Below are 20,651 nucleotides of genomic sequence, written 5' to 3'. Positions count from 1 at the left end.
TACGCGCTCCGCGCCCGTCCTGAACTCGGCGGGAGGCCGATCTCTGGCCGTCCGGTCTAGCCCGGGGCGCGTTGCGGCTCGGTTAAGGGCGGCTGGGCCGGGGCCGCCTTGGGTTCCTTCGGCGTCTCGGTCCGCATCAGGGAGGTTGCGATCGTCAGGGCGACATGCTCGGCCATGCACCGCAACCCGAGATCGTTAAGCCGAAACTGGCGGCCGAGCATGTGCCCCTCGCCCTTGTCCGTGCGGCTCGACAGGTAATGCAGCGCCTCGTAGCGTCGCACGAGCGGCACGCCCTGCTGGGTCGCGACGGTGCGGACCGCCTCGACGATCCGGTTGTAGTCGACGTCGGCCGCCATGCTTGCGGTATAGATCGGGTCGACCAGCACCACGTCGATTTCGTGAGAGCGGATCCAGCCGACGGCCTCGGCCAGCGCGCTCGCGAAGGCGTCCACGTCGACGCGGGCGATGGCATCGTGTGTGCCGACCTGCCAGACCACGAGGTCGGGCTCGGCCTCGGCCACCATGGTCCTCAGGCGCTCGGCGGCCCCGGAGGCGATCTCGCCCGGAAGGCCGCGATGGTCGATCGTCACGTCGACCTTCGGCAGAGCGTGCTCCAGGGCGGCTTCGAGCTTGGCCGGATAGGAGGCGGACGCCCCGGGCGCCGCGCTGCCGCCGATCGCCAGGATCTTGAGCGGGCGGTTCTCCGCCAGTGCCGCCTTGACGGCGCCCAGCTGGGCCACGGTGTACAATTGTGCGCCGGGAACCCGGCACTCCAGGGAGAGGGTTGGATCACCCGGCGCTGGAATGGTGGGCTGCTCCGCCGCGGCCGATCCGACCGGAATGCCCCACAGGCTGGCCGTCAGGACCCAGGTGGCCAGCGCCGGGGCGAGCCCGCCGGCGGCACCGGTCCGGACGGCCCGGGATGGGCGCACAGGATACCCCGCCCGCATCATGCCCGCGGTCGCGACGATCTGCTGCGGCTGCGCCATTCGACGAACCATGCCGTAAACCCCAGCCCGACGAGGCCCGAGCCGGCGACCAGCATATCGATCGGCACGCCGCCGCCAGTCTGGAAACGCACGAGCTGCCCGATCAGGCTCAGGATCGAACCCATCGAGAAGACAGCCAGCGAGTTCCGGCCCATCTGAGTTAGATAACCGACAATGCGACCGATTCGGGGGGCGAGTACCCTGTAAAGGGGCGCAAACGCTAACAATACCCCCAAGAAATGAAGCAGCCGGGCCGGTGTGAGGTAGGTCTTCTCGAACGTGAAGAGCAGGCGCGGCTCCGGAACGAGCATCGGATCCGGGCGGATCTCCGTCACCGCGAGCAGGATCCCCAGGAGAACGATGACGACGCCCATCGGAAACAGGCGTCGCGCCCAGCGGCGCAGGATATCGGAGCGCAGGTTCCAGCCCTGAAGCACGAAGCCGAGTACGAGCAGAAGCTGCCAGCAGAACGGATCGAAGAACCAGTCCCCTTCCCCCGGCCAGGACGGAAGGTTCCAGCCGAAGATGAGGCTGGCGAGATACACGCCCACGGAGAGCGCCAGGGCCGCGAGCAGGCTGACGCGCCCGACGAGCACGAAGACGGGCGCGATACCGATCAGCAGCACGTAGAGCGGAAGGATGTTGAAGTAGCCGAGCTGGTAGGTCAGCAGCGCCATGCCGCAGACCGATTGGATCGGGTCCGCAAAGAAGCCGCCGGCATTGTGCCATTCGAGGATGAGCGGGTTGTCGAGCAGCAGCGCCGCGCCCGCGATGATCGCCAGCGCCAGCAGCATGACGGTGAGCTGCGCCCGGTAGACCTCGACGGTGCGGGCCAGCAGCCGCACCACGCTCCGTCCGGGCGGCTCGGGGTTGCCGTCGCGACCCCGTGTGGCGATGCCGATCGACCAGCCCGCGAGGAACACGAACAGCTCGGCCGCGTCCGAGATGCCGTATTGCGAAAAGGTGTAGCGCTCGAAGGTGTTGCCGGGGATGTGGTTGATGAAGATCGTGATCAGGGCGAAGCCGCGCCAGAAGTCGATCGCGTTGGGGTCCCGCATCGTCGCGGCGGCTCCGGGTTTCGACGCTTCAGAATGTCGGCTGCGGGAACGCGGCTCCTGATACGGCGCCGCATCGGTTCTGCAAAGGCGAACAAAGGTAGGGATCGGCCCGTGGGGTCGAACCGGATGGTCACACCCGCGTTATGGCCCGGCACGGAGTTCCAGACAGATGACCCGACCGCTCACCACCCTCGGCCTCGCGATCTTCCTGCCAATCCTGGCGGCCAGCGCCGCGGCGGCGCAGGCTCAGACCGGCACCGGCGGCGGTCCCGCCTCGACGGCGACCGCGCCGAACACCTCCTCCCTCGGCCGTGTGATGCCGCCGAGCCGGGGGGCCGGCGCGGCGACGCCCGACGACCGGCGCACGCTCACGCCGAACGAGGCGCAGAACGATCGGATCATGCGGGGCATCTGCATCGGATGCGCTCCGAAATAGGAGGCGCGTCCGACCGAGGGCACTCCGGCTACTTGCCGCGACGCAGCCGCAGGTCGTCCTCGCTCTCGCGGGCGAGGCGCAGCAGGTTCTGCCCGTAGGCGGTCTTGGCGAACATCTCGCCCCGGGCCACGAGCTGGTCGCGGGAGATGAAGTGCTGGAGGTAGGCGATCTCTTCCAGGCAGGCGACCTGCAGGCCCTGGCGGTGCTGCAGGGTGCGGACGAACTCGCTCGCCTCCAGCAGGCTGTCGTGGGTCCCGGTGTCGAGCCACGCATAGCCGCGCGACATGCGCTCCACGTGCAGTTGCCCGCGTTGCAGGTAGGCCTCGTTGACGCTGGTGATCTCCAGCTCGCCGCGGGCCGAGGGCTTCACGTCGGCGGCGATGTCGAGCACCTGATTGTCGTAGAAGTACAGGCCGGTCACCGCCCAGGTGGATTCCGGGTTCTGCGGCTTCTCGACGATCTTGGTCGGGCGGCCCGCCTTGTCGAGGTTGACCACGCCGTAAGCCTGCGGGTTGTCGACGTGGTAGGCGAAGACGGTCGCGCCCTGCTTGCGCGCGGCGGCGCGATCCAGGAGTTCGCCCATGCCGGCGCCGAAGAACAGGTTGTCGCCGAGGATCAGCGCCACGTCGTCGTCGCCTACGAAGTCGCGCCCGATGACGAAGGCCTGGGCGAGGCCTTCCGGCCGCGGCTGCAGCGCGTAGGAGAATTTCAGCCCGAACTGTTCGCCGGTGCCGAACAGCCGCTTGTAATTGTCGAGGTGCTCCGGCGACGAGATGATCAGGATCTCGCGGATGCCGGCCAGCATCAGCACCGAGACCGGGTAGTAGATCATCGGCTTGTCGTAGACCGGCAGGAGCTGCTTGTTGATCGACAGCGTGGCCGGGTGCAGGCGCGTGCCGGATCCGCCGGCCAGAACGATGCCCTTCATGGCTTGGAAACTCCCTCTGAAACCGGCCCGACGAGCCGGTCCAGGATATCGTCGAGTGCCGCCTGCCAGGCCCGCGGCGCGATGCCGTAAGCGGCCGTGAGGCTGTCGGTGGACAGGCGCGAATTGGCCGGCCTCCGGGCCGGTGTCGGATAGGCGGAAGTCGGGATGCCCTTGACCGGCACCGAGCGGCCGCCGCGGCGGGCCGAGCCCGCCACGATCGCCTCGGCGAAGCCGCACCATGTGGTGTCGCCGGCGTTCACGCAGTGGAATGTGCCGGTGGGAGCGTCCGCATCCCCGGCCATGCGCTGCGCGATCGTCGCGAGGGCGGCGGCGAGGTCGGCGGCCGAGGTCGGGCAGCCGTGCTGGTCGTCGACGACGGTCAGGGCATCGCGCTCGGCCGCGAGTCGCAGCATCGTCTTGACGAAGTTGCCCCTGTGCGGGCTCACCACCCAGGCGGTGCGGACGACGGCGTGGCGCGGATTGCCGGTGCGCACCGCCAGCTCGCCGGCGGCCTTGCTGGCGCCGTAGACGCTCTGCGGGTCGATCGGTGCGTCGGGCGCGTAGGTCCCGTCGGGCTTCGTGCCGGCGAAGACGTAGTCGGTCGAGACGTGGACGAGCGGGATGGATCGCGACGTCGTGGCGGCCGCCAGGATCGCCGGCGCGAGCGCGTTGAGGCGCCACGCCGCGACCACATCGGACTCGGCCTTGTCGACGGCCGTGTAGGCGGCGGTGTTGATCACCGCCCGGTAGTCGCGCGCGGCGAGCGCCGCCGCGACGGCGTCCGCGTCGGTGATGTCGAGATCCGCGCGGCCCGGTGCGTGCACGCGGACGCCGTCCGGCCAGGACAGGGCCTGCAGCTCGGTGCCGACCTGGCCCGCGCCGCCGAGGACGAGGATGTCCATCAGCCGTTCAGTCCCAGGCGCTCGCCCTTGTACCGGCCCTCGCGGATCGGGCGCCACCAGCCCTCGTTGGCGAGGTACCAAGCGACGGTCTCCTCAAGCGCCTGCTCGAAGGTCTTCTGCGGGCGCCAGCCGAGTTCGGCCTCGGCCTTGGTGCAGTCGATGGCGTAGCGCCGGTCATGGCCCGGGCGGTCGGCCACGAAGCTGATCAGCTGCTCGTGCGGGGCGTTCTGCGGACGCAGCCGGTCGAAGGCCGCGCACAGCGCCTTCACCACCGCGAGGTTGTTGCGCACCGCCCGGCCGCCGAGCAGGTAGGTCTCGCCGATCCGGCCGCGCTCCAGCACGGCGACGAGGCCCTTGGCGTGATCCTCCACGTGGATCCAGTCGCGCTCGTTCAGGCCGTCGCCGTAGACCGGCAGCTTCTTCCCCTCCAGGGCGTTCAGGATCATCAGCGGGATCAGCTTCTCGGGGAAGTGCCGCGGCCCGTAATTGTTCGAGCAGTTGGTCACCAGCACCGGCAGGCCGTAGGTCTCGTGCCAGGCGCGGGCGAGGTGGTCGGAGGCCGCCTTCGAGGCCGAGTAGGGCGAGCGCGGATCGTAGCGGCTCTCCTCGGTGAAGAACGCGTCCGGCGGCAGCGAGCCGTAGACCTCGTCGGTGGAGACGTGGAGGAACCGGAAGCTCTTTTTGTCCGCCTCCGGCAGGGCTTCGTAATAGCCCCGCGCCCCATCCAGCATGGTCTGCGTGCCGATGACGTTGGTGCGCACGAAGGCGCCCGGATCGGTGATCGAGCGGTCGACGTGGCTCTCGGCGGCCAGATGCATCACCGCCTGCGGCTTGAAGTCGGCGAAGGCCTTCTGCACGGCGGCGCGGTCGCAGATGTCGGCCTCGACCAGGCGATGGCGCGGGTTGTCGGCGAGCGGCGCCAGCGAGACCGGGTTGGCCGCATAGGTCATCGCGTCGAGGGTGCAGACGTCGTGGCCGAGATCGTTGACGAGGTGCAGCACCAGCGCCGAGCCGATGAAGCCGCAGCCTCCGGTCACCAGGATGCGCATGGCGTGTCACCTCTTCGGATAGGTCGGAAACGGAATAGCCGGGCAGCGTAAGACTGGCCGGCGTGACGAAATTGCGGCCGGGCCGCGCGGCTCAGAAGACTTGTCCGAGATCGGCGAGGCGCGGGGCGCGGCGATCCTTGTCGGACAAGATGGCCGCCTCGCCCGAGACCGGCCACGGGATCCCGACTTCGGGATCGTTCCAGGCGAGCGCCCGGTCGTGCTCGGGGCTGTAGTATTCGTCGACCTTGTAGGCGACCATGACGTCGGGGGTCAGGGTGCAGAAGCCGTGGGCGAAGCCGTGCGGGATGTAGAGCTGATCGCCCGTCTCGGCGTCGAGGGTGACGGCGACGTATTTTCCGTAGGTCGGCGACCCGCTGCGGATGTCGACCGCGACGTCGAGGATCGCGCCCTGGAGCACGCGGATCAGCTTGGCCTGGGCCCGGGGCGCGATCTGGAAGTGCAGCCCGCGGATCGTGCCCTGCGGCGCCGAGAAGGACTGGTTGTCCTGTACGAACGGCGTCGTGATGCCGACCCGCGCCAGGGCGTCGGCCCGGAGCGTCTCGGAAAACCAGCCCCGCGTATCGCCGAAGCGCTTCACCGCGATGCGCTTCACGTCCGGGATCTCGGTCTCGATGACGTCCATGCCAGCGCCCTTCTTGCGGATCCCGTCGCGAGGTCCAGCGGACGTCTCCGCATCGGTCGTTCGGGGCCGCGCGCCCGCCTTGCCGACCACAACCTCGGTGATGCCCCGCGACTTCCGGTCATTCGCCGTCCGTGTCAAGGCGTGCCCGCTGCTGTGGCGTGCGTGCGAGGAGCCGATGACGACCGGACCGGCATCCGCGGTGGAGACCCTGCTGCGGGCCCAAATGGCCGATCCGGCCTGCACGTGGAGCCTCGGCAGCTACGGAGCCGGCGCCGTCTTCGCGCGGGACCCTGACGAGGCGGCCCGGCCCCTCGAGAATGGGGGGATCGGCATCGTCACGGCCCGGGGCGCCCTCGCCCTCGTGGTGCCGCCGGAGCTCAGGCCGTTCGCCTACGAGACCGGTTTCAACGACGGCTGGAGCCAAGCGATCGCGCTCTGCCTCCCCGAAGCGGCCTGTGCCATGGGTGGGCGCACCGTACTGACCGAGATGGGGCCCGATGCGGCGGCAATCCGGCCGCAGGACCGCGCCGCGTCCCTGTTCGACCTCGGCCTCGGCCTGCGCGCCGTGGATGCGTGCCTGCGGGTGGCCGATCCCGAAGGCATCGGTAGGCTTCAGGCGCTGGCGGGCCGGCCGCTCCTGGCGTCCGGCGATGCGGGAATCCTGCGGTCGCTCGCGGCGCACCCGGACCGGGTCTTCATCACGCGCTGCGGGCGCATCGAGGTCTTCGCCCCGGGGCCCGATCCGGCCGAAGCGGGGTCCGGACCGCAGAGCCACGTCCTGCCGCAGCTGCTGCGGCTCGGACGGACCCATGCGGCCACCGCGCCGATCCCGCAGGGCTGGGTGCCCTGCGGCGCGCTCCATCCGGCGCATCCGGCCTGGGACCGGCCCGGTCGGCCGATCCCGTTCGATGCCGGACGCCACGCGGCGTTCGCGCTGGTGCTCGACGCCTGGGGCGATCCCGCGCTGGTCGCCCTGCGCCGCACGATCCTGGCCGGGCAGGATCCCGACCCGTCGCACGTCGACGGACGGTTCGCCCGCCTGGCGGTCCGAGCGGCGCGCGCCCAGCGGAGGGCCATGGCCGGCTGAGCGGGACGTCACAGGTCCGGCGGCGCCGGCACGAAGAGCGGCGCCAGCTCGGGCTGGCCGCCGGCCGGCATCCACGCTCCCCCGAGCGGATGGATCGGCGTGTCCGCCCGCAGGGCGCCCGAACGCGCCATGCCGACGAGCGCGGAGAGCGGGAACGGCCCCGTCACCGCGTCGCGATAGAGATAGAACCGCATCGCCGTCTCCTCCGGCGGGGCCGGCGGCGTCCGATCCAGAAGGCGCAGCAGGGCGTCGGTCGCGAAGGCCGCCGGATCGACGGTCGGGAGGTGGCGCTCGGCCTCGCCCCGGGCGACCCCGAAGAAGGCCGCGACCTTGTCGAGGCCGGCCTGAGCGGCGGCTTCCTCGAAGTCCAGACTCCCGCGTGTGGCGAGCACGGCTCGACTCAGCGCCGAGTAGTTCAGCGAGAACAGGGCCGTCACGGCGGTGCGGCCCGAGCCCGGCGGCGCCTATTTGCGCATCTTGTGCAGGATGCGCGGCGACGTGCGCCCGGGAACCTGACCGTCCTGGTCGAAGGTCCCGATCGCGATCGTGCCCTCCGGCACGCGGATGGCGGCCGCCAGTGCCTCAACGAAGGGCCGGAATTGCGAGCCCTCGGCGCTCAGGAACGGCTCCATCCATCCGGAATCCTGAATGAGCACGAGCTGATGGGCGGCGGCCTGGACCGGGGGCGACCAGAGGACGAGCAGCGCGAGCGCCGCGCGGGTCAGAAGCGACCTCAGGCCGTCTGAAGCCGCAGCGCGTGGCAGCTGCGCCCGGACCGGGTCCAGAGGTACAGCGCGTTGTCGTGCAGGAGCGCGTCGGCGTCGCCGCGTGACGCCACCTCCAGGGTGATCGGAAGGCGGTGAAGGCCAACCCCGTGGGCGTGGTGCAGGACGTGGCCGATCACCGGTTCGCGGAGAGCGGCGCTCTGGAGGAATCCGGCGCGCGGAGCGTCGATGTCCAGGGCGAGAAGCACGGTATCGCGGGGCAAGGCCAGCAGCGGAACGAGGAGAGCGCCCGCGTGCGCTCCGAGCGTGAGCGTCTCGGCCGGCGGCTGCCAGGGCAGGTCGAAGCGGTCCGCGCCCCAGTAGGCGACGGGTCCGGCGGCGAGGCGCGGCCCGTCGAGGGGGCGGAGCGTCCGGTCCGGCGTCACTGCGGCGAGGTGGTAGCGACCCTCCAGGATGCCGAGCTGGTGGTGCTGGTCGGCCCGATCGCGCCACGGCGCTTGCGCGGTGATCGGCGCGAAGCCGTCCGGCCAAGCAACGAAAGCCGCGCCTGCGCCGCCCGCCCGGAACGCGACGAACCCGTCGGGTCCAGTCCAGAACATGTCGCCCAGGCGGTTTTTCCAGGGACCTGAGAACCGGCTTCCGGACGCGGATCTGTCGAGGTCCAGCAGGGCGAGGGCATCCGAGCCGACCGTGCTGCGGCACAGGATGAGCCGCCCGTCCCGTTCGGCCAGGGCGAGGAGGTCGATCCCGTCCCAGCCTGGAGCGGAGAGAAAGCGCAGGCGCGGTAGGCCGACTTCGCCGGAGGCGAGGCGGAGACCGAGTTGCGGAAGTCCTGCCGAGACCAGCGCGTCGGCGGTGGTGTAGGCGATCCCCGCGGGAGACGCCGTCGGCGTGGTTCGCGGTGCAGCGGCGGGCAGACGGCCGAGGGGCAGGAACGTCCGGCCGTCCCAGGTGTCCAAGGCGCCCAGGTTTTCCTGAAACAGGTGGAGCGCGGCCGGGCGCCCGGCCCGGAGCAGCACTGGCACGCCGCTCGGCAGAGGAAGCTCGGTCAAGCTGCCGCGGTCGATCTCGAGCGTGGCCGGCTCCTCGGCGGTTGCGGGGTTGCGCAGGATCTCGCCGGTTGCCGGTGCGTGGGTGAAATGCGCTGGATAGGGGCGGGCTTGGGTGTCCCGCCGGATGCCGATCTGGGCGATCCGCGCGTCATCCGCGGCGATGCGGATTCCGTTTATCTCGGCCGCCACCGGTACCCCGCCCCGGAAATGCCAAAGCTGACGGCCGGACAGGTTCGTCACATGCGGATCGGGATCGACCGGCCAGATCCCGTGGCATTCGGAAGCGTGCGCATTCCGCGCTGGCGCGGAGATGATCCGCGGCTGTGAGAAAGATCCATCGGCGCTCAACGGCCCTGTTCCGCAGCTGAAACACAGGGCTGATCGTTTCCGATTCTCCGCGCGATGGGAGGAGCACTGTCGAGCGGCGTCCCCCGTCTTGCGCTGATCTTGTCAGGGAATGCCGATGATCTTGTGGGTTTGCAGCGACAGCCGCCAGCGGGCATCGCGGCGGCAATAGGCGATCGCCGCCTCCGTGCTGGCGGCGCGGTCCGGCCCGTCCATGGGCTGGAGGAAGCGGTGCTGGAATGCGAGCCCGACGAAAGCCGCCGGATCGGCGTCCGCCTGCGGATAGACAAGCTTCAGTTCATGGCCGGAGGTCTGCACCAGGGCGTTGCTTCCCTTGGGGCTGACGCAGATCCAGTCGATACCGGGCGGCGCGGGCAAAGTCCCATTGGTTTCGATCGCGATCTCGAACCCGGCCGCGTGGACGGCCTCGATCAGGGGCGTGTCGAGCTGGAGCAGCGGCTCGCCGCCGGTGAAGACGACGTAGCGGTTCTCGGCGCCTCCCGCCCAGGTGGCGGCGATCGCGTCGGCGAGCGCCGCCGCATCCGTGAAGCGGCCGCCGCCCTCCCCGTCCATCCCGATGAAATCCGTGTCGCAGAATCGGCAGGCCGCTGACGCGCGGTCGGCTTCGCGACCGGACCACAGGTTGCAGCCGGCGAAGCGGCAGAACACGGCGGCGCGGCCGGCCTGGGCGCCCTCACCCTGAAGTGTGTGGAAAATCTCCTTGACCGCGTAAGCCACAACTGTCCCAGTCACGTCCGCGCGCGGTCCGCTCCGCGCTCTGACTGCACATAAGCCGTGCCTGTCCGGTGGGCCACCGACAACCGCGCCGAGCAGACGCGCGGTGCGATCTCGCCTTGCTCTTGCCATGGTGGACTCGTTCATGCCGAGATGCAGTCCGGCGACCGCTTTCGGCCGGCCGGGTTGCGCCGCTCTCCGGCTGGCCGGCCGGAAAACCGACGCCCCGCGGCGTCGACCAGGCGATCCTCTGATGAGTCGGGCTCGAATGTCCTCTTCTCTCTACCGACGCGTCACCGTCGGGTTTGCGGCGCTGACGGGTCTGCTCGGGGCGGGCCTGATCGGGATCGGCGCCGCGAATGCCGTGACGGTGCCGATCCTCGTGGCGGACGTGGATTCCGGCAAGGTGATCTACGCGCAGGCGCCGACCGATCCCTGGTATCCGGCCTCGATCACCAAGCTGATGACCACCTACGTCGCCCTGGATCTCGTGCGGCAGGGCAAGGTCTCGCTCGACTCGATGATCACCATCTCGGCCGCCGCCGCCGCCGAGCCGCCCTCGAAGATGGGCTTCAAGCCGGGGACACAGCTCACCCTCGACAACGCCCTGAAGATCATCATGGTCAAGTCGGCGAACGACGTCGCCTACGCGATCGGCGAGTCGCTCGGCGGCACCGTCGACAACTTCGCCGCACTGATGAACGAGACTGCCCAGCGGATCGGCATGCATGACAGCCGCTGGTACAATCCCAACGGCTTGCCCGATCCGCGGCAATGGACCTCCGCCCGCGACATGGCGGTTCTCGCCCGGTCTCTGATCCGCGATTTCCCGGATTCCCACGACCTGTTCTCGATCTCGGCGATCCAGTTCGGCCGCGCCGTGATGGCGAACCACAACGGGCTGCTCGGACGCTATCCCGGCACGGATGGCATGAAGACCGGCTTCATCTGCTCGGGCGGCTTCAACGTGGTGGCGACCGCCACGCGCAACGGTCGGCGGATCGTCACCATCGTGATGGGGCAGCCGAGCCCGCGCGAGCGCGACGTGAAGGCCGCCGACCTGTTCGACTACGCCTTCGGCCAGAGCGCCGGCTGGACGAGCCCGACCCTCGACGCGCTCCCGGCCTCGGCCTTGTCCGCGCCGCCGGACATGCGCCCCTTCATCTGCGGCGGCAAGAAGCCGCCGGCCATCGAGGACGGGGCCGGCGCACTGAGCGCTCCCGGTTCCGCCGCGCAACTGATCGGCGGCTCGGCGGCGAATTCGCCGGCGCTGGCGCTGGCCGCCTTCTCCAATCCTGCCCTGCGGGCCCGCTCCCTGCCGCCGCGGGCGCCGCTTCAGCCGATCGCCGTCTGGATCGGCCGCAACCCGGCGGAAGGCCAGAACATCCTCGACGCGCAGGAGGCCGAGCAGAAGGCCGCCGCCGCCAACACCCGCGCCGCCAAGCTCGAGGCCGCCAAGGCCAAGCGCGCGGCGGCCCTTGAGGCAGCCAAGCAGGCCCAGGCGGCCCGGCTCGAACGCGCCCAGGCCGCGAAGGCCGCCGCCAAGACGGCCCCGAAGGTCGCCGCGAAGCCGGGTCACGGCGTGCCGCGGAACGCGAGCGCCTACACGGCCGACGAGACGCCCGGGATGCCCGAGGCCAAGCCCGGCAAGGGCCTGACCAAGTCCGCGCCGAAGGCCGCCGCCCACAGGTCCGGGTCGACCAAGGGCGAGACCAAGCCCGATGCCAAGCCCGATGCCAAGGCGGCGGCCAAGGCGCCGGCCAGGAAGCCGGCCGCCAAGAAGGCCGCGGCGGACGAGTAGGCCATCGCGGGTGTCCGGCGTGGCGCCGCGTTGCCGCGGAGCCCGACGCACCCCACTTCGCCGCCTATGTCAGACACCATCGTGCCCGCTCCGGACCCGCGTCGCCCGGAGCCCATCCCGCTGACCGTGCTCACCGGCTTCCTCGGTGCCGGAAAGACCACCCTGCTGAACCGGCTGCTGCGCGATCCCGCGCTCGCCGACACGGTGGTGATCGTCAACGAGTTCGGCGAGATCGGCCTGGATCACCTGCTCATCGAGACCGTCGACGAGGACATGATCCTTCTCGGCGCCGGCTGCCTGTGCTGCACGGTGCGGGGCGACCTGATCGCCACCCTCGAGGATCTGCTGCGCAAGCGCGACAACGGCCGGATACGGCCGTTCCGGCGCGTGGTGATCGAGACGACGGGCCTCGCCGATCCGGCACCGATCCTCCACGCCTTGATCTACCATCCCTATCTGGTGCTCCGATACCGCCTCCAGGCCGTGGTGACCCTGGTGGATGCGCTGACCGGCGCCGAGACCCTCGACGCCCATCCGGAGGCCCTGCGGCAGGCCGCGGTCGCCGATCGGATCGTGCTGACCAAGACCGATCTCGCGGGCGACCTGTCGGGCATCCGCGCACGCTTGGCGGCGCTCAACCCGGCCGCCCCGATCGTCGCGCCGGACGCCCCCGCGGAGGCGCTCCTCGGGGGTCTGTTCGGTCTCGACGGCAAGGCGGCCGACGTGCGTGCCTGGCTCGGCGACGCGGCGCTGGCGCAGGATCGCCACCACGCCGACGTGAACCGCCACGACGCCGCGATCCAGGCGATCTGCCTGACCAGCCCGGCGCCCGTGCCGCGCCCCGCCTTCGAGATGTTCATGGACCTCCTGCGCTCCGGCCACGGTCCGAAGCTGCTGCGGCTCAAGGGCATCGTCGCCCTCGCCGACGATCCCGAGCGCCCGCTCGTCGTCCACGGCGTCCAGCACGTGTTCCACGCGCCGATCACGCTGCCGGCTTGGCCTGATCCAGACCACACCTCGCGGCTCGTGCTGATCCTGCGCGATCTCGATCCCGCCTTCGTGCGCCAGCTCTGGGACGCCTTCCTAGGCCGTCCCCGGATCGACGCGCCGGACGCCGCGGCGCTCACCAACAACCCCCTGGCGATCCCCGGCCCCTGACGCCGGCGGGCGGCACCATCCTTGAAGCCATCGAGCCGAATGGCGCCCCTGAGGCGCCGGATCGTCCCGGATCGGGACGGATCGTCGACAGGCAGGACACGCGATGGTGCGACGCTTCACCGTGATACAGGGCGGCCTGTCCGAGCGGGCGGACGACACGGCAATTCCGGATGCCGGAGCCGGTCCGCAGGCCGAGACGTGGCGGGTCGATCTCCAGCGGCCCGGTGCCGTGGATGCGGCGGCGGTCGCCGCCTGGCGGGCCATGCTGGTGCGCAATGCCGTCAGCGATCCGCTGCGCGACCCGGATCATCTCCTGCCGCTGGCCCAGCATCGTCCGGCGGCGCGTTCCGTCGCCGTCGCCCTGGCCTGGAGCCGGGATGCGCGCGACGGCCGCGAGACGCTGCGCGGGGTCGTCCCGCTGGCGATGCCCCATTCGGTCTGGGGCGGCCGGGCCCGGCCCTGGCAGCCCGCGGAGCCTGACGCCGCAGCCCTGGTGGAGCACGCAGCCGCCGAGGCCGTGGACCGGGCCTTGCGGGAACGGCTCGGGGCGCTGCGCCGCCCGCTCCGCCTGGTCGGTGAGTCCGCGCCCGTGCAGGATCCGGGACCGCCGCGTCCCATCCTGGCGGCGAGCCGTCCGGCGCGACCGCGTTCGGTTCCGGCCGGGAACCTGATCGGCATCCGCCCGGCAGGCTGGGAGCCCGCGGAGTCCGAGATGCTGGCCGTGACCGAACCAGCCGCCGTCCGCGATGCGGTCGAGACCTTCCTCGCCCTCGACGCCCGGACGGCTGCGCGGCCGATCATCGCCGACCCGGCCGAGGCATCGCTGGTCCGGGTGGTCACCCGGCTGTTCGCCCGTCGCGGCGCGCTGCAGGTCGAGTTCCGGCGCCGGGCCGGCGCAGTCGTGTCCGGAACGCTCCACCTCTGCGCCGGCTCCAATGCGGTACCCTGGCGGCGGGCCCGGGCCTGAGCGGTCAATCCGCCGCGCGCAGGGAGCCTGTCGCGGGAGGCGTCCGAACCCTAGCTGGCGCCCATGACCCGCGACCTGACCCATGGCATTCGATCCGCTCCGCGCCGAAAGGCCGCCGCGGGACCGGCGTCTGAAGCCGGTCAGGCGGGAGACGCCGCCACGGTGGCCGCGGTCCTCGCGCGTCTCGCGGACAGGGATCCGGATCCGAAGGCCGGATTCGACCGCACCGACCCGTTCCGCCTGCTCGTGACCGTGCTGCTCTCGGCCCAGTCCACCGGACCGACCGTTTCGCGGGTCGCAGAGGCATTGTTCGCCGAGGTCCGCGATCCCGCCGGCATGGTGGCGCTCGGGGAAGCCCGGATCGTCGAGATCATCCGGCCGGTCGGGCTCGGGCCATCCAAGGCGCGCAACATCGTCAAGCTGTCGGCGGCCTTGGTGGCGGATTACGGCGGCGGCGTCCCGCGCAGCGCCGCGGAGATGTGCCGCCTCCCGGGGATCGGCCGCAAGAGCGCGGAGGTGACGGCGAACTTCGCCTTCCACGAGCCGGTGATCGCGGTCGACACCCATGTCTTCCGGGTCTCGAACCGGATCCCTCTGGCCCCGGGCCCGACGGTCGACGCGGTGGCCGACGGCCTCGCCCGGAGCGTGCCGGAGGGCTTCAAGGACAATGCCCATGTCTGGCTGTTCCGACACGGGCGCGACATCTGCACCGCCCGGAAGCCTGCCTGCCCCCGATGCCCCGTCTCCGACCTTTGCGCGTGGCCGGGCCGATCGACGGCCTAGCCGCTACTCGTCTTCGCCGAAGCGGTTGGCGAGCAGGGCCTCGATGGCGTCGAGACAGTCTTCCGCATCCGGGCCCACGGCCGTGACGGCGATGCGTGTGCCCATGGCGGCCCCCAGCGTCAGCAGGCCCATGATGGAGCGTCCGCCCACGGTCTCCCCCGCCCGGGTCACCGTCACGGCGGCGTCGTAGCGTTCAACGGTCTGGACGAACTTCGCGGATGCGCGGGCATGGAGGCCCCGCCTGTTGATGATCGGGAGCTTGCGGAGAAGGCCGCCCTCCGGAACCGGCGGATCGTCATCCGTCTCGAAAAGCTCGTCCATCGTCCGTCGTGTTTCCCGCCCGATCGGCGGCCCTGGCGGCCGCCTGTGCCGAACCTAAACCATTGACCGGGCGTGTCGATCCCGTAGCCTTGCTGAAGACGCGCAAGCCGGTCCTGTGGATCGGGCCGGCTACCACTCGTACTCGGCGCCGACGCCGAGGCTGGTGCGGCCGTCGCTCCCGGCCTCGCCCTTCAGCTTGATCCGGCGGGTGACGTCGAAATCGACGCCGACGGCCGTGTCGGCAGGCTTCGCCCCGGCCTTCACGCCGACGCTGACCCGATCCGAGATGTAGCGCGAGGCGCCGATCGCCGGCCCGCCGCTCGCGCCGGTGGAAACGTCGAGGCTGTCGAGGCCGAGGCTCTTGCGGGCCTGCTCGAACATGTCGGGCCCCGCGGCGCCCCCGGAGAGCTGGGCGACCGCCTGGGCGAGCTGCAGGGCCTGGAACGGCGACAGGCCGGCCGACGCCTTCTTGAACAGGATCCGCGACAGGATCTCGTCCTGCGGCAGGGCTGGATCCGAGGTCAGGGAGAATTGCGGTGCGTCCGCGAAGCCGGAGACCGCGATGCGGGCGGTCACGTCGGTGGCCTTGGTCTCGGCGACGAAATCGAGTTCCGGCGTGGTCAGGCTGCCCGCGAAGGTCAGCCGGCCGCGGCTGAAATCCAGGCGCTGGCCGACAAGTTCGAACTGACCGCGCCGCAGCGAGAAGGCGCCGTTCGCGTTGGGCGACGCGGAGGTTCCGGTGACACGCAGCGCGCCGCCGAGTTCCGCGTCGATGCCCCGCCCGCGCACGAAGATGCGGCTCGGCGCATCGATCGTCACGTCGAGGGTGGCGTCGAACGGCACGGCCGGCTTTCCGGACCGCCGCCCGGGACGTGCCGCGGCCTTCCTCTCTGCCCGCTGCGCCAGGCGCGCGCGCAGCTCCGGCGGCGTGTTGACGTGGCGGACCCCCGGCAGCGGCCGGATGGTGGCCGGGAGCCGATCCGGGACCGCGACATCGATCGACACGACATCCACGCGACCGGCGATCCGCGGTGTCCGCGCCAGCGGACCCGCCAGCGTGACGTCGACGCTCGACACGGCCGTCATCAAGGGGCTCGACACGAGTTCGGCCTTGTCGGCAACGACATGGAAACTGCCCGGGAAGTCGGGCGCGAGGGAGACGCGGCCGGTGACCGAGACCCGGCCGCCGTTGCGGGCGCTCGCGGTCAGGCGCTCGACCACGACGCTGTCGCCGCGACCGGTGACGCGTCCCTCGATCCCGGTGAAGCGGAGGCCGTTCAGCGGATCGGTGAAGCTGCCGCCGGTCAGCACCGCCGCGCCCTGCGCCCGCGGCGCCGCCAGCGTACCGGTGACGCCGCCGTCGATGGCAACCTTGCCGGTGACGCTCTGGCCGCCGACGCTGAGCAGGGAATTGGCGAGGGATGCGTCCAGGGTCCCGCGTGCGCGCAGGTCCAACGGCCCCCCTGCCTCCACGGGCAGCGATCCCGAGACCGTCAGGGCGACGCCGCGCCCTGCCGTCACTCGACCGTCCAGGCTCGCCTGCCCATCCGACAGGGTGCCCTTGGCGGTGGCGTCGATCGCCGGAAGTCCGGCCTGCCGCGTCTGCGGGGCGACGAGCTTCGCGACGCTGATCGCGTAGCGTCCCTCGGGGCGCGTGACAGGCCCGTGGAGATCGGCTTCGCCGTCCAGGGTCCCCGAAAGGGCGAGGCTCGGCGCGGCGATCCGGGCGAGCGACAGGGGTAGCGACCGGATCGCCACCCGCAGGTCGAGAGCCTGCCCGACACGGCCCGCGGCCGTGATGCGACCCGCGCCCGCCGCGATGGACAGGCCGTCGATCACGGCGCCACCGTCCCGAAGCGTGATCGCCGCCGGCCCGGTGAGGGCGAAGCGATCGCCGCCCCGGGCGGCCGACAGACGCTGGATCTCGATCCGCGTGTCCTCGGCCGGAACGACCCGCGCGGCGCCATCGAGATTGAAGCCGCGCGACCGGGCGGTCAGGGTCACGTCGCTGAAGGCGGGGCTGCCGTTGGCGAGGAGCCGGATCGTGTCGACCTGCTGGCCGGCGGCCACAAGCCGGTCGGCTTCGAGCCGTCCTTCGAGAACGGGATGCGCGCGCAGGTCGCGGCCCGAGAGATCCGCATCGAGACGCGCGAGGCTGGTCTCCCCGTATCGGAGCGCGGCCCCGGTGGCGCGGATGGCTGCATCCTGGCGGCCGCCGTCACGGGCGAGGGTCAGCGCGGCGTCGAGTCGGCCCGCGACCGGCTCCGGGACCAGGGGCGCGATGTCCGCCAGATCGCTGGCCCGCACGGTGAGCGCGCCGGCCGACAGCCACGTGTCGGCCGCGACCATGGCGTGGCCCGCGACGGCGACAGAGCCGAGATCCAGACCGAGCCGGTCGAGGACCCAATCGCCGCCGACGCGCGCGAGGTGGGCACCGCCCGTGAGCGCCTTGCCGGCGACGTCGCCGCTGAGTCGGACCGTTCCGTCCGGGGCGAGGAGCGCGTCCCGCAGGACCGCCTCGGCGCGCAGGTCCCGGATCGGCTTTCCCGCCGCGGTGGCGGACGGCGCCGTCAGAGCCGCGGTCACATCCGGATGTTCCAGGGATCCGGTCAGGCGCGCATCGATGCTGGCCTTGCCGGTGAGGCGTCCGTCGAGATCCGCGAGGCTCCTGAGATCGAGCCGCCCGGTGACATCCGCCCGGGACGCCGTCGCCTCGCCCTGCAGGGTCGCGGCGACGCCGGCCCCCTCCAGGCGCAGATGGTCGAAGCCGTAGCCGTCGAAGGTCTGGGAGACGCGCCCCTGAAGGGTCGGTGCGCGGCCGAGGGTGCGGTCGGCGGCCTGGATCCCGGTGACGAGGCCGCTCGTGGTCACGGCGAGGTCGGCCGCGATGGCCTTGCGCGCCGGATCGCCGCTCAGCCGCGCCTTGGCGTCGAGGCTGCCCGCAAGGCCCTGGCCCGCGAGACCCGAGAACACCGAGAGGTCCGGCAGGGCCGCGTCTACGGTGCCCGTCAGGGTGTTCTGGCCGACGCGACCGACATAGGCCGCCCGCGCCGTGTCGGAGTCGAGCCGGAGCGCCGCGATATCGACCACGCCGTCTGCGCCGGCCGAGGCGCGGAGCGTCACGTTGGCCCGGCTGCCGATCGCCCGGCGCAGGGCCGGATCGGCGAGCTTCAATCCGTCGACCCGGCCGTCCGCCGTGATGGCGAAACGCTGCGCCGATGGGTCGCCCTGCGGGTCGATCCCGAGGCTGGCCTCGATCCGGTCCAGGCCGGAATCGCGGCCGCGCAGGGCAGCCGCGTCGAGGCGGCCCCGGACCGTCGGTGCCGCGAGCGGTCCCTTCAGGCTGCCGTCGAAGACGAGCTTGCCGATCTCGGCCTCGCCGGCGCGGGTGACGTCGCCCTCCGTGGGCAGGGCGCGGGCCTGGAGCGTCAGGTCGGCGACCCGGTCGCGGGTCAGGCTGCCGCCAGCGGCCAGACGCGCCGTGCGGGAGGTCAGTTCCAGCCGGTCGATCCGGAAGGCGCCGCTATCCGCGAAGGCGATGCCGCCGTCGAGCTTGGTGGTGCCGGCGAAGATCGCGGCCGCCGGGCCCGGCATCAGGCCCTCGATCCGTGCCGCGAGATCCAGGGCGAGGCGCCGCTCGGCCCCGATCCGGGAGATCTTCGCACCGCCCTTGGCACCGATGTCGGGTCCGGCCGTGAAGTCGAGCTTGGCCCCCCAGGCGTCCAACGTCCCGGTTCCATCGAGTTCGAAGTCGATTGGCGGCGTGCCGGGCAGGTTGGCCGCCTTCGAGAGCAGGCCGCCCGCCGGCTCCACGAGGTTCGCCTTCAGCTCGAGCCGCTCGCCGTTCGGCACGAACAGCAGCGACAGCAGGAAGCGGCCCGGCGCGTCGAGGCGCAGGGCCCTGGCCTGGAGGTCGAGCCCTTCGCTGGCGGCGCCGAGCTTCGCCCGGCCCTCCGCGGACAGCCGCGCCGGCTGCCCGGCCACCGCCTCGCCCAGCGTCAGCTCGGCCAGCTTGAAGCCCTTGATCTCGACCTTGACGGGCAGGTCCGGGAGCAGCCGGCCATCGGGCTTCGCTTCAGGCGGCGGTGGACCGGGGATCGGTCGCCGCAGCACGTCGAGATGCCCGATCTCGAGGCTGTCGACCTCCAGGCGTCCCGACAGAAGGGCGAGCCGGCGCCAGACGATGCGGGCCCGGTCGAGTTTCAGCCAGACGCCGTCGCGGTCGCTGATCGCCACGTCCCGGATGGTGGCGTCGGAGGACAGGGCGCCGTCGATGGCGCCGATCGCGACCCGGGACGAGGGCGTCGAGAGCGCCCGCGACAGGAGTCCGCCGAGCACGGACTTGTCCCCCTCTTCGGCGGAGGTCAGCGTGACGGCCCAGGGCAGCGCCAGAATCAGGCAGACCAGGACGAGGCCAAGCCACCGGCCGCCGCCGCGGTTCGGCGTGGCGCGGCGTCGCGTGAGTCCGGTCCGAAGAGCCATTCAGAACGCCTGTCCCAGGCTGAGATACAGGACGGCCGGCCGCACGTGCCCGCCCTTATAGGGATCGAGCGGAAAGGCGAGATCCGCGCGGATCGGGCCGATACCGGTGTAGTAGCGCAGGCCGATGCCCACGGATTTGCGGATCTTCTCATCGAAATCCGGCGTCGCGGAGGCGAAGGCGGTGCCCGCGTCGAAGAACGGCACCACGCCGATCGTGTCCGTGACCTTGATGCGCGCCTCGAGGGAAGCCTCGAGCAGGCTGCGGCCGCCGATCGGGAGGTTGTAGGGGCCGATCGGCCCGAGGGTCCGATACGGATAGCCGCGCACGGAGCCGCCTCCGCCGGCGAAGAACCGGAAATTGTCCGGGATTTCTCCCAGCGGCGCCCCGGAGACCGAGCCGAAGCCGATGCGGCCGGCCAGGATCATGCGGGCTTCGTCGTCCAGGGCGTAGTAGGTCGAGCCCTGCGCCTTGGCCACGACGATGCCGGGCGACGAGATCGCGCCGGGATAGACCGCCAGCGACGCGATCGCCCGAATGCCCCGCGTCGGGTCGAGGAGGCTGTCGGTGGAATCGTAGGTCACCGAGGCGGGGACGCCGATCAGCCGGTAATTGACGGTACCGAGGGCATCCTTCGACCGGCCCGCCTGGGCGTCGAGCCCGATCTGCGCCGAGAACGTGTCCGAGAAGCGGTGGCGGATCGCCCCAGAGACACCGCCGCCATCCACGAGATAGCTCTGCTGCACCTCACGCGTGACGAAGGCGTTGGCCAGCAGATCGTTGCGTGTGCCCCACAGGGCCGGCTGGACGTAGGTCGCCGAGAGCCGTCCGCCGAGGCCGTTCGTGCCGATTCCCGCAACCTTGCGCTGGTTGGCGAAGGGGTCGTTGCCGAGGCCCAGATAGTAGATGTCGGCGTCCACCCGGAAGGACTCGCCGCCACCGAACAGGTTGCGATTGGCGTAGTAGGCCCGCACGCCCGGCCCGTCGACGGTGGAATAGCGTGCCGAGACACCCACGAGGTTGCGCTCGCGTTCGGTGACCTCGACGAACAGCGGCAGGTTTCCGTCGGCGTCGAGCGCCGTGCCCTCGCGGACGCGTACGCCGCCGATGCCCTCGATCCGCGCCACCGACCGGCGGATCGCCGCCACCGCCTGGGGCGAATACGGGTCGCCCGGTTCGGCATAGATGAAGG

The 20,651-nt window shown here is 71.4% G+C and carries 19 protein-coding genes (1 of these 19 running past the window's edge); 6 read left to right on the top strand and 13 right to left on the bottom strand.

Annotated features, from left to right (window positions below; translation table 11 throughout):
* Positions 1 to 56: 56 nt before the first annotated feature.
* Positions 57 to 989 (bottom strand): SGNH/GDSL hydrolase family protein, encoded by a 933-nt coding sequence (locus PQI07_RS19640; protein ID WP_043757616.1) that lies wholly within the window; start codon positions 987 to 989, stop codon positions 57 to 59.
* Complete coding sequence (locus PQI07_RS19635) at positions 950 to 2,047, bottom strand: OpgC family protein (RefSeq protein ID WP_043757619.1); 1,098 nt, start codon at positions 2,045 to 2,047, stop codon at positions 950 to 952. The genes PQI07_RS19640 and PQI07_RS19635 overlap by 40 nt, the downstream gene beginning before the upstream one ends.
* A gap of 169 nt (positions 2,048 to 2,216) precedes the next feature.
* On the opposite strand from PQI07_RS19635, the gene PQI07_RS19630 reads away from it, so the two are divergent.
* Positions 2,217 to 2,483, top strand: a complete 267-nt coding sequence (locus tag PQI07_RS19630) for a hypothetical protein (RefSeq protein ID WP_051044598.1) — start codon at positions 2,217 to 2,219, stop codon at positions 2,481 to 2,483.
* Between the two features lie 28 nt (positions 2,484 to 2,511).
* On the opposite strand, the gene rfbA is transcribed toward PQI07_RS19630, so the two are convergent.
* The 4 genes from rfbA to rfbC form a co-directional block, all read right to left on the bottom strand.
* Positions 2,512 to 3,411, bottom strand: a complete 900-nt coding sequence (gene rfbA, locus PQI07_RS19625) for a glucose-1-phosphate thymidylyltransferase RfbA (RefSeq protein ID WP_043384277.1) — start codon at positions 3,409 to 3,411, stop codon at positions 2,512 to 2,514.
* The gene (rfbD, locus tag PQI07_RS19620) at positions 3,408 to 4,313 is read right to left on the bottom strand and encodes a dTDP-4-dehydrorhamnose reductase (protein ID WP_274927246.1); all 906 of its coding nucleotides are present in this window, start codon (positions 4,311 to 4,313) and stop codon (positions 3,408 to 3,410) included. The genes rfbA and rfbD overlap by 4 nt, the downstream gene beginning before the upstream one ends.
* A complete protein-coding gene (gene rfbB / locus PQI07_RS19615) occupies positions 4,313 to 5,362 on the bottom strand; it encodes a dTDP-glucose 4,6-dehydratase (RefSeq protein WP_043757626.1) in 1,050 nt (349 codons plus the stop codon). The genes rfbD and rfbB overlap by 1 nt, the downstream gene beginning before the upstream one ends.
* Before the next feature lie 91 nt (positions 5,363 to 5,453).
* A complete protein-coding gene (rfbC, locus tag PQI07_RS19610) occupies positions 5,454 to 6,005 on the bottom strand; it encodes a dTDP-4-dehydrorhamnose 3,5-epimerase (protein ID WP_274927245.1) in 552 nt (183 codons plus the stop codon).
* 175 nt (positions 6,006 to 6,180) lie between these two features.
* Between rfbC and PQI07_RS19605 the strand changes: the two genes are divergently transcribed.
* Positions 6,181 to 7,092 carry a DUF6925 family protein gene (locus tag PQI07_RS19605; protein ID WP_274927244.1) on the top strand — a complete coding sequence of 304 codons (912 nt, stop codon included), beginning with the start codon at positions 6,181 to 6,183 and terminating at the stop codon, positions 7,090 to 7,092.
* Positions 7,093 to 7,100: 8 nt separating this feature from the next.
* On the opposite strand, the gene PQI07_RS19600 is transcribed toward PQI07_RS19605, so the two are convergent.
* From PQI07_RS19600 to queE, 4 genes are all read right to left on the bottom strand, one after another.
* Entirely contained in the window at positions 7,101 to 7,529 is a 429-nt protein-coding gene (locus PQI07_RS19600; protein ID WP_182593116.1) for a DUF4339 domain-containing protein, read from the bottom strand.
* Positions 7,530 to 7,556: 27 nt separating this feature from the next.
* Entirely contained in the window at positions 7,557 to 7,724 is a 168-nt protein-coding gene (locus tag PQI07_RS19595) for a hypothetical protein (RefSeq protein WP_158498453.1), read from the bottom strand.
* Positions 7,725 to 7,825: 101 nt separating this feature from the next.
* The gene (locus PQI07_RS19590; protein WP_274927243.1) at positions 7,826 to 9,109 is read right to left on the bottom strand and encodes a hypothetical protein; all 1,284 of its coding nucleotides are present in this window, start codon (positions 9,107 to 9,109) and stop codon (positions 7,826 to 7,828) included.
* A gap of 210 nt (positions 9,110 to 9,319) precedes the next feature.
* Positions 9,320 to 9,952: a 7-carboxy-7-deazaguanine synthase gene (queE, locus tag PQI07_RS19585; RefSeq protein WP_274927750.1), complete on the bottom strand. Its 633-nt coding sequence runs from the start codon at positions 9,950 to 9,952 to the stop codon at positions 9,320 to 9,322.
* A gap of 265 nt (positions 9,953 to 10,217) precedes the next feature.
* Here queE and PQI07_RS19580 point away from each other — a divergent pair, with 265 nt between their 5' ends.
* The 4 genes from PQI07_RS19580 (at position 10,218) to PQI07_RS19565 (ending at position 14,658) form a co-directional block, all read left to right on the top strand.
* A complete protein-coding gene (locus tag PQI07_RS19580; protein WP_051044599.1) occupies positions 10,218 to 11,750 on the top strand; it encodes a D-alanyl-D-alanine carboxypeptidase family protein in 1,533 nt (510 codons plus the stop codon).
* Positions 11,751 to 11,816: 66 nt separating this feature from the next.
* Positions 11,817 to 12,908 carry a CobW family GTP-binding protein gene (locus PQI07_RS19575; RefSeq protein ID WP_043384296.1) on the top strand — a complete coding sequence of 364 codons (1,092 nt, stop codon included), beginning with the start codon at positions 11,817 to 11,819 and terminating at the stop codon, positions 12,906 to 12,908.
* A gap of 103 nt (positions 12,909 to 13,011) precedes the next feature.
* On the top strand, positions 13,012 to 13,875 hold the full coding sequence (locus PQI07_RS19570; protein WP_043349638.1) for a hypothetical protein: 864 nt from the start codon (positions 13,012 to 13,014) through the stop codon (positions 13,873 to 13,875).
* Between the two features lie 162 nt (positions 13,876 to 14,037).
* Positions 14,038 to 14,658 carry an endonuclease III domain-containing protein gene (locus PQI07_RS19565; protein ID WP_236961385.1) on the top strand — a complete coding sequence of 207 codons (621 nt, stop codon included), beginning with the start codon at positions 14,038 to 14,040 and terminating at the stop codon, positions 14,656 to 14,658.
* Between the two features lie 3 nt (positions 14,659 to 14,661).
* Here PQI07_RS19565 and PQI07_RS19560 read toward each other — a convergent pair whose 3' ends face one another.
* The 3 genes from PQI07_RS19560 to PQI07_RS19550 all read right to left on the bottom strand — a co-directional run.
* Entirely contained in the window at positions 14,662 to 14,979 is a 318-nt protein-coding gene (locus PQI07_RS19560) for an HPr family phosphocarrier protein (RefSeq protein WP_043349643.1), read from the bottom strand.
* Between the two features lie 129 nt (positions 14,980 to 15,108).
* Positions 15,109 to 19,461: a translocation/assembly module TamB domain-containing protein gene (locus tag PQI07_RS19555; RefSeq protein WP_274927242.1), complete on the bottom strand. Its 4,353-nt coding sequence runs from the start codon at positions 19,459 to 19,461 to the stop codon at positions 15,109 to 15,111.
* On the bottom strand, positions 19,462 to 20,651 hold the 3' portion of the coding sequence (locus tag PQI07_RS19550) for an autotransporter assembly complex protein TamA (protein ID WP_274927241.1). 769 nt of this gene lie beyond the right edge of the window; the window shows 1,190 of its 1,959 coding nt (coding positions 770-1,959); its start codon lies off the right edge, out of view; it ends in the stop codon at positions 19,462 to 19,464.

Origin of the sequence: Methylobacterium sp. 092160098-2 (genome assembly GCF_028920805.1) — a bacterium.
Lineage (GTDB): Bacteria > Pseudomonadota > Alphaproteobacteria > Rhizobiales > Beijerinckiaceae > Methylobacterium > Methylobacterium fujisawaense.
The sequence above is the reverse complement of the archived record's forward strand: the minus strand, read 5'-3'. Positions and strand labels throughout refer to the sequence as shown.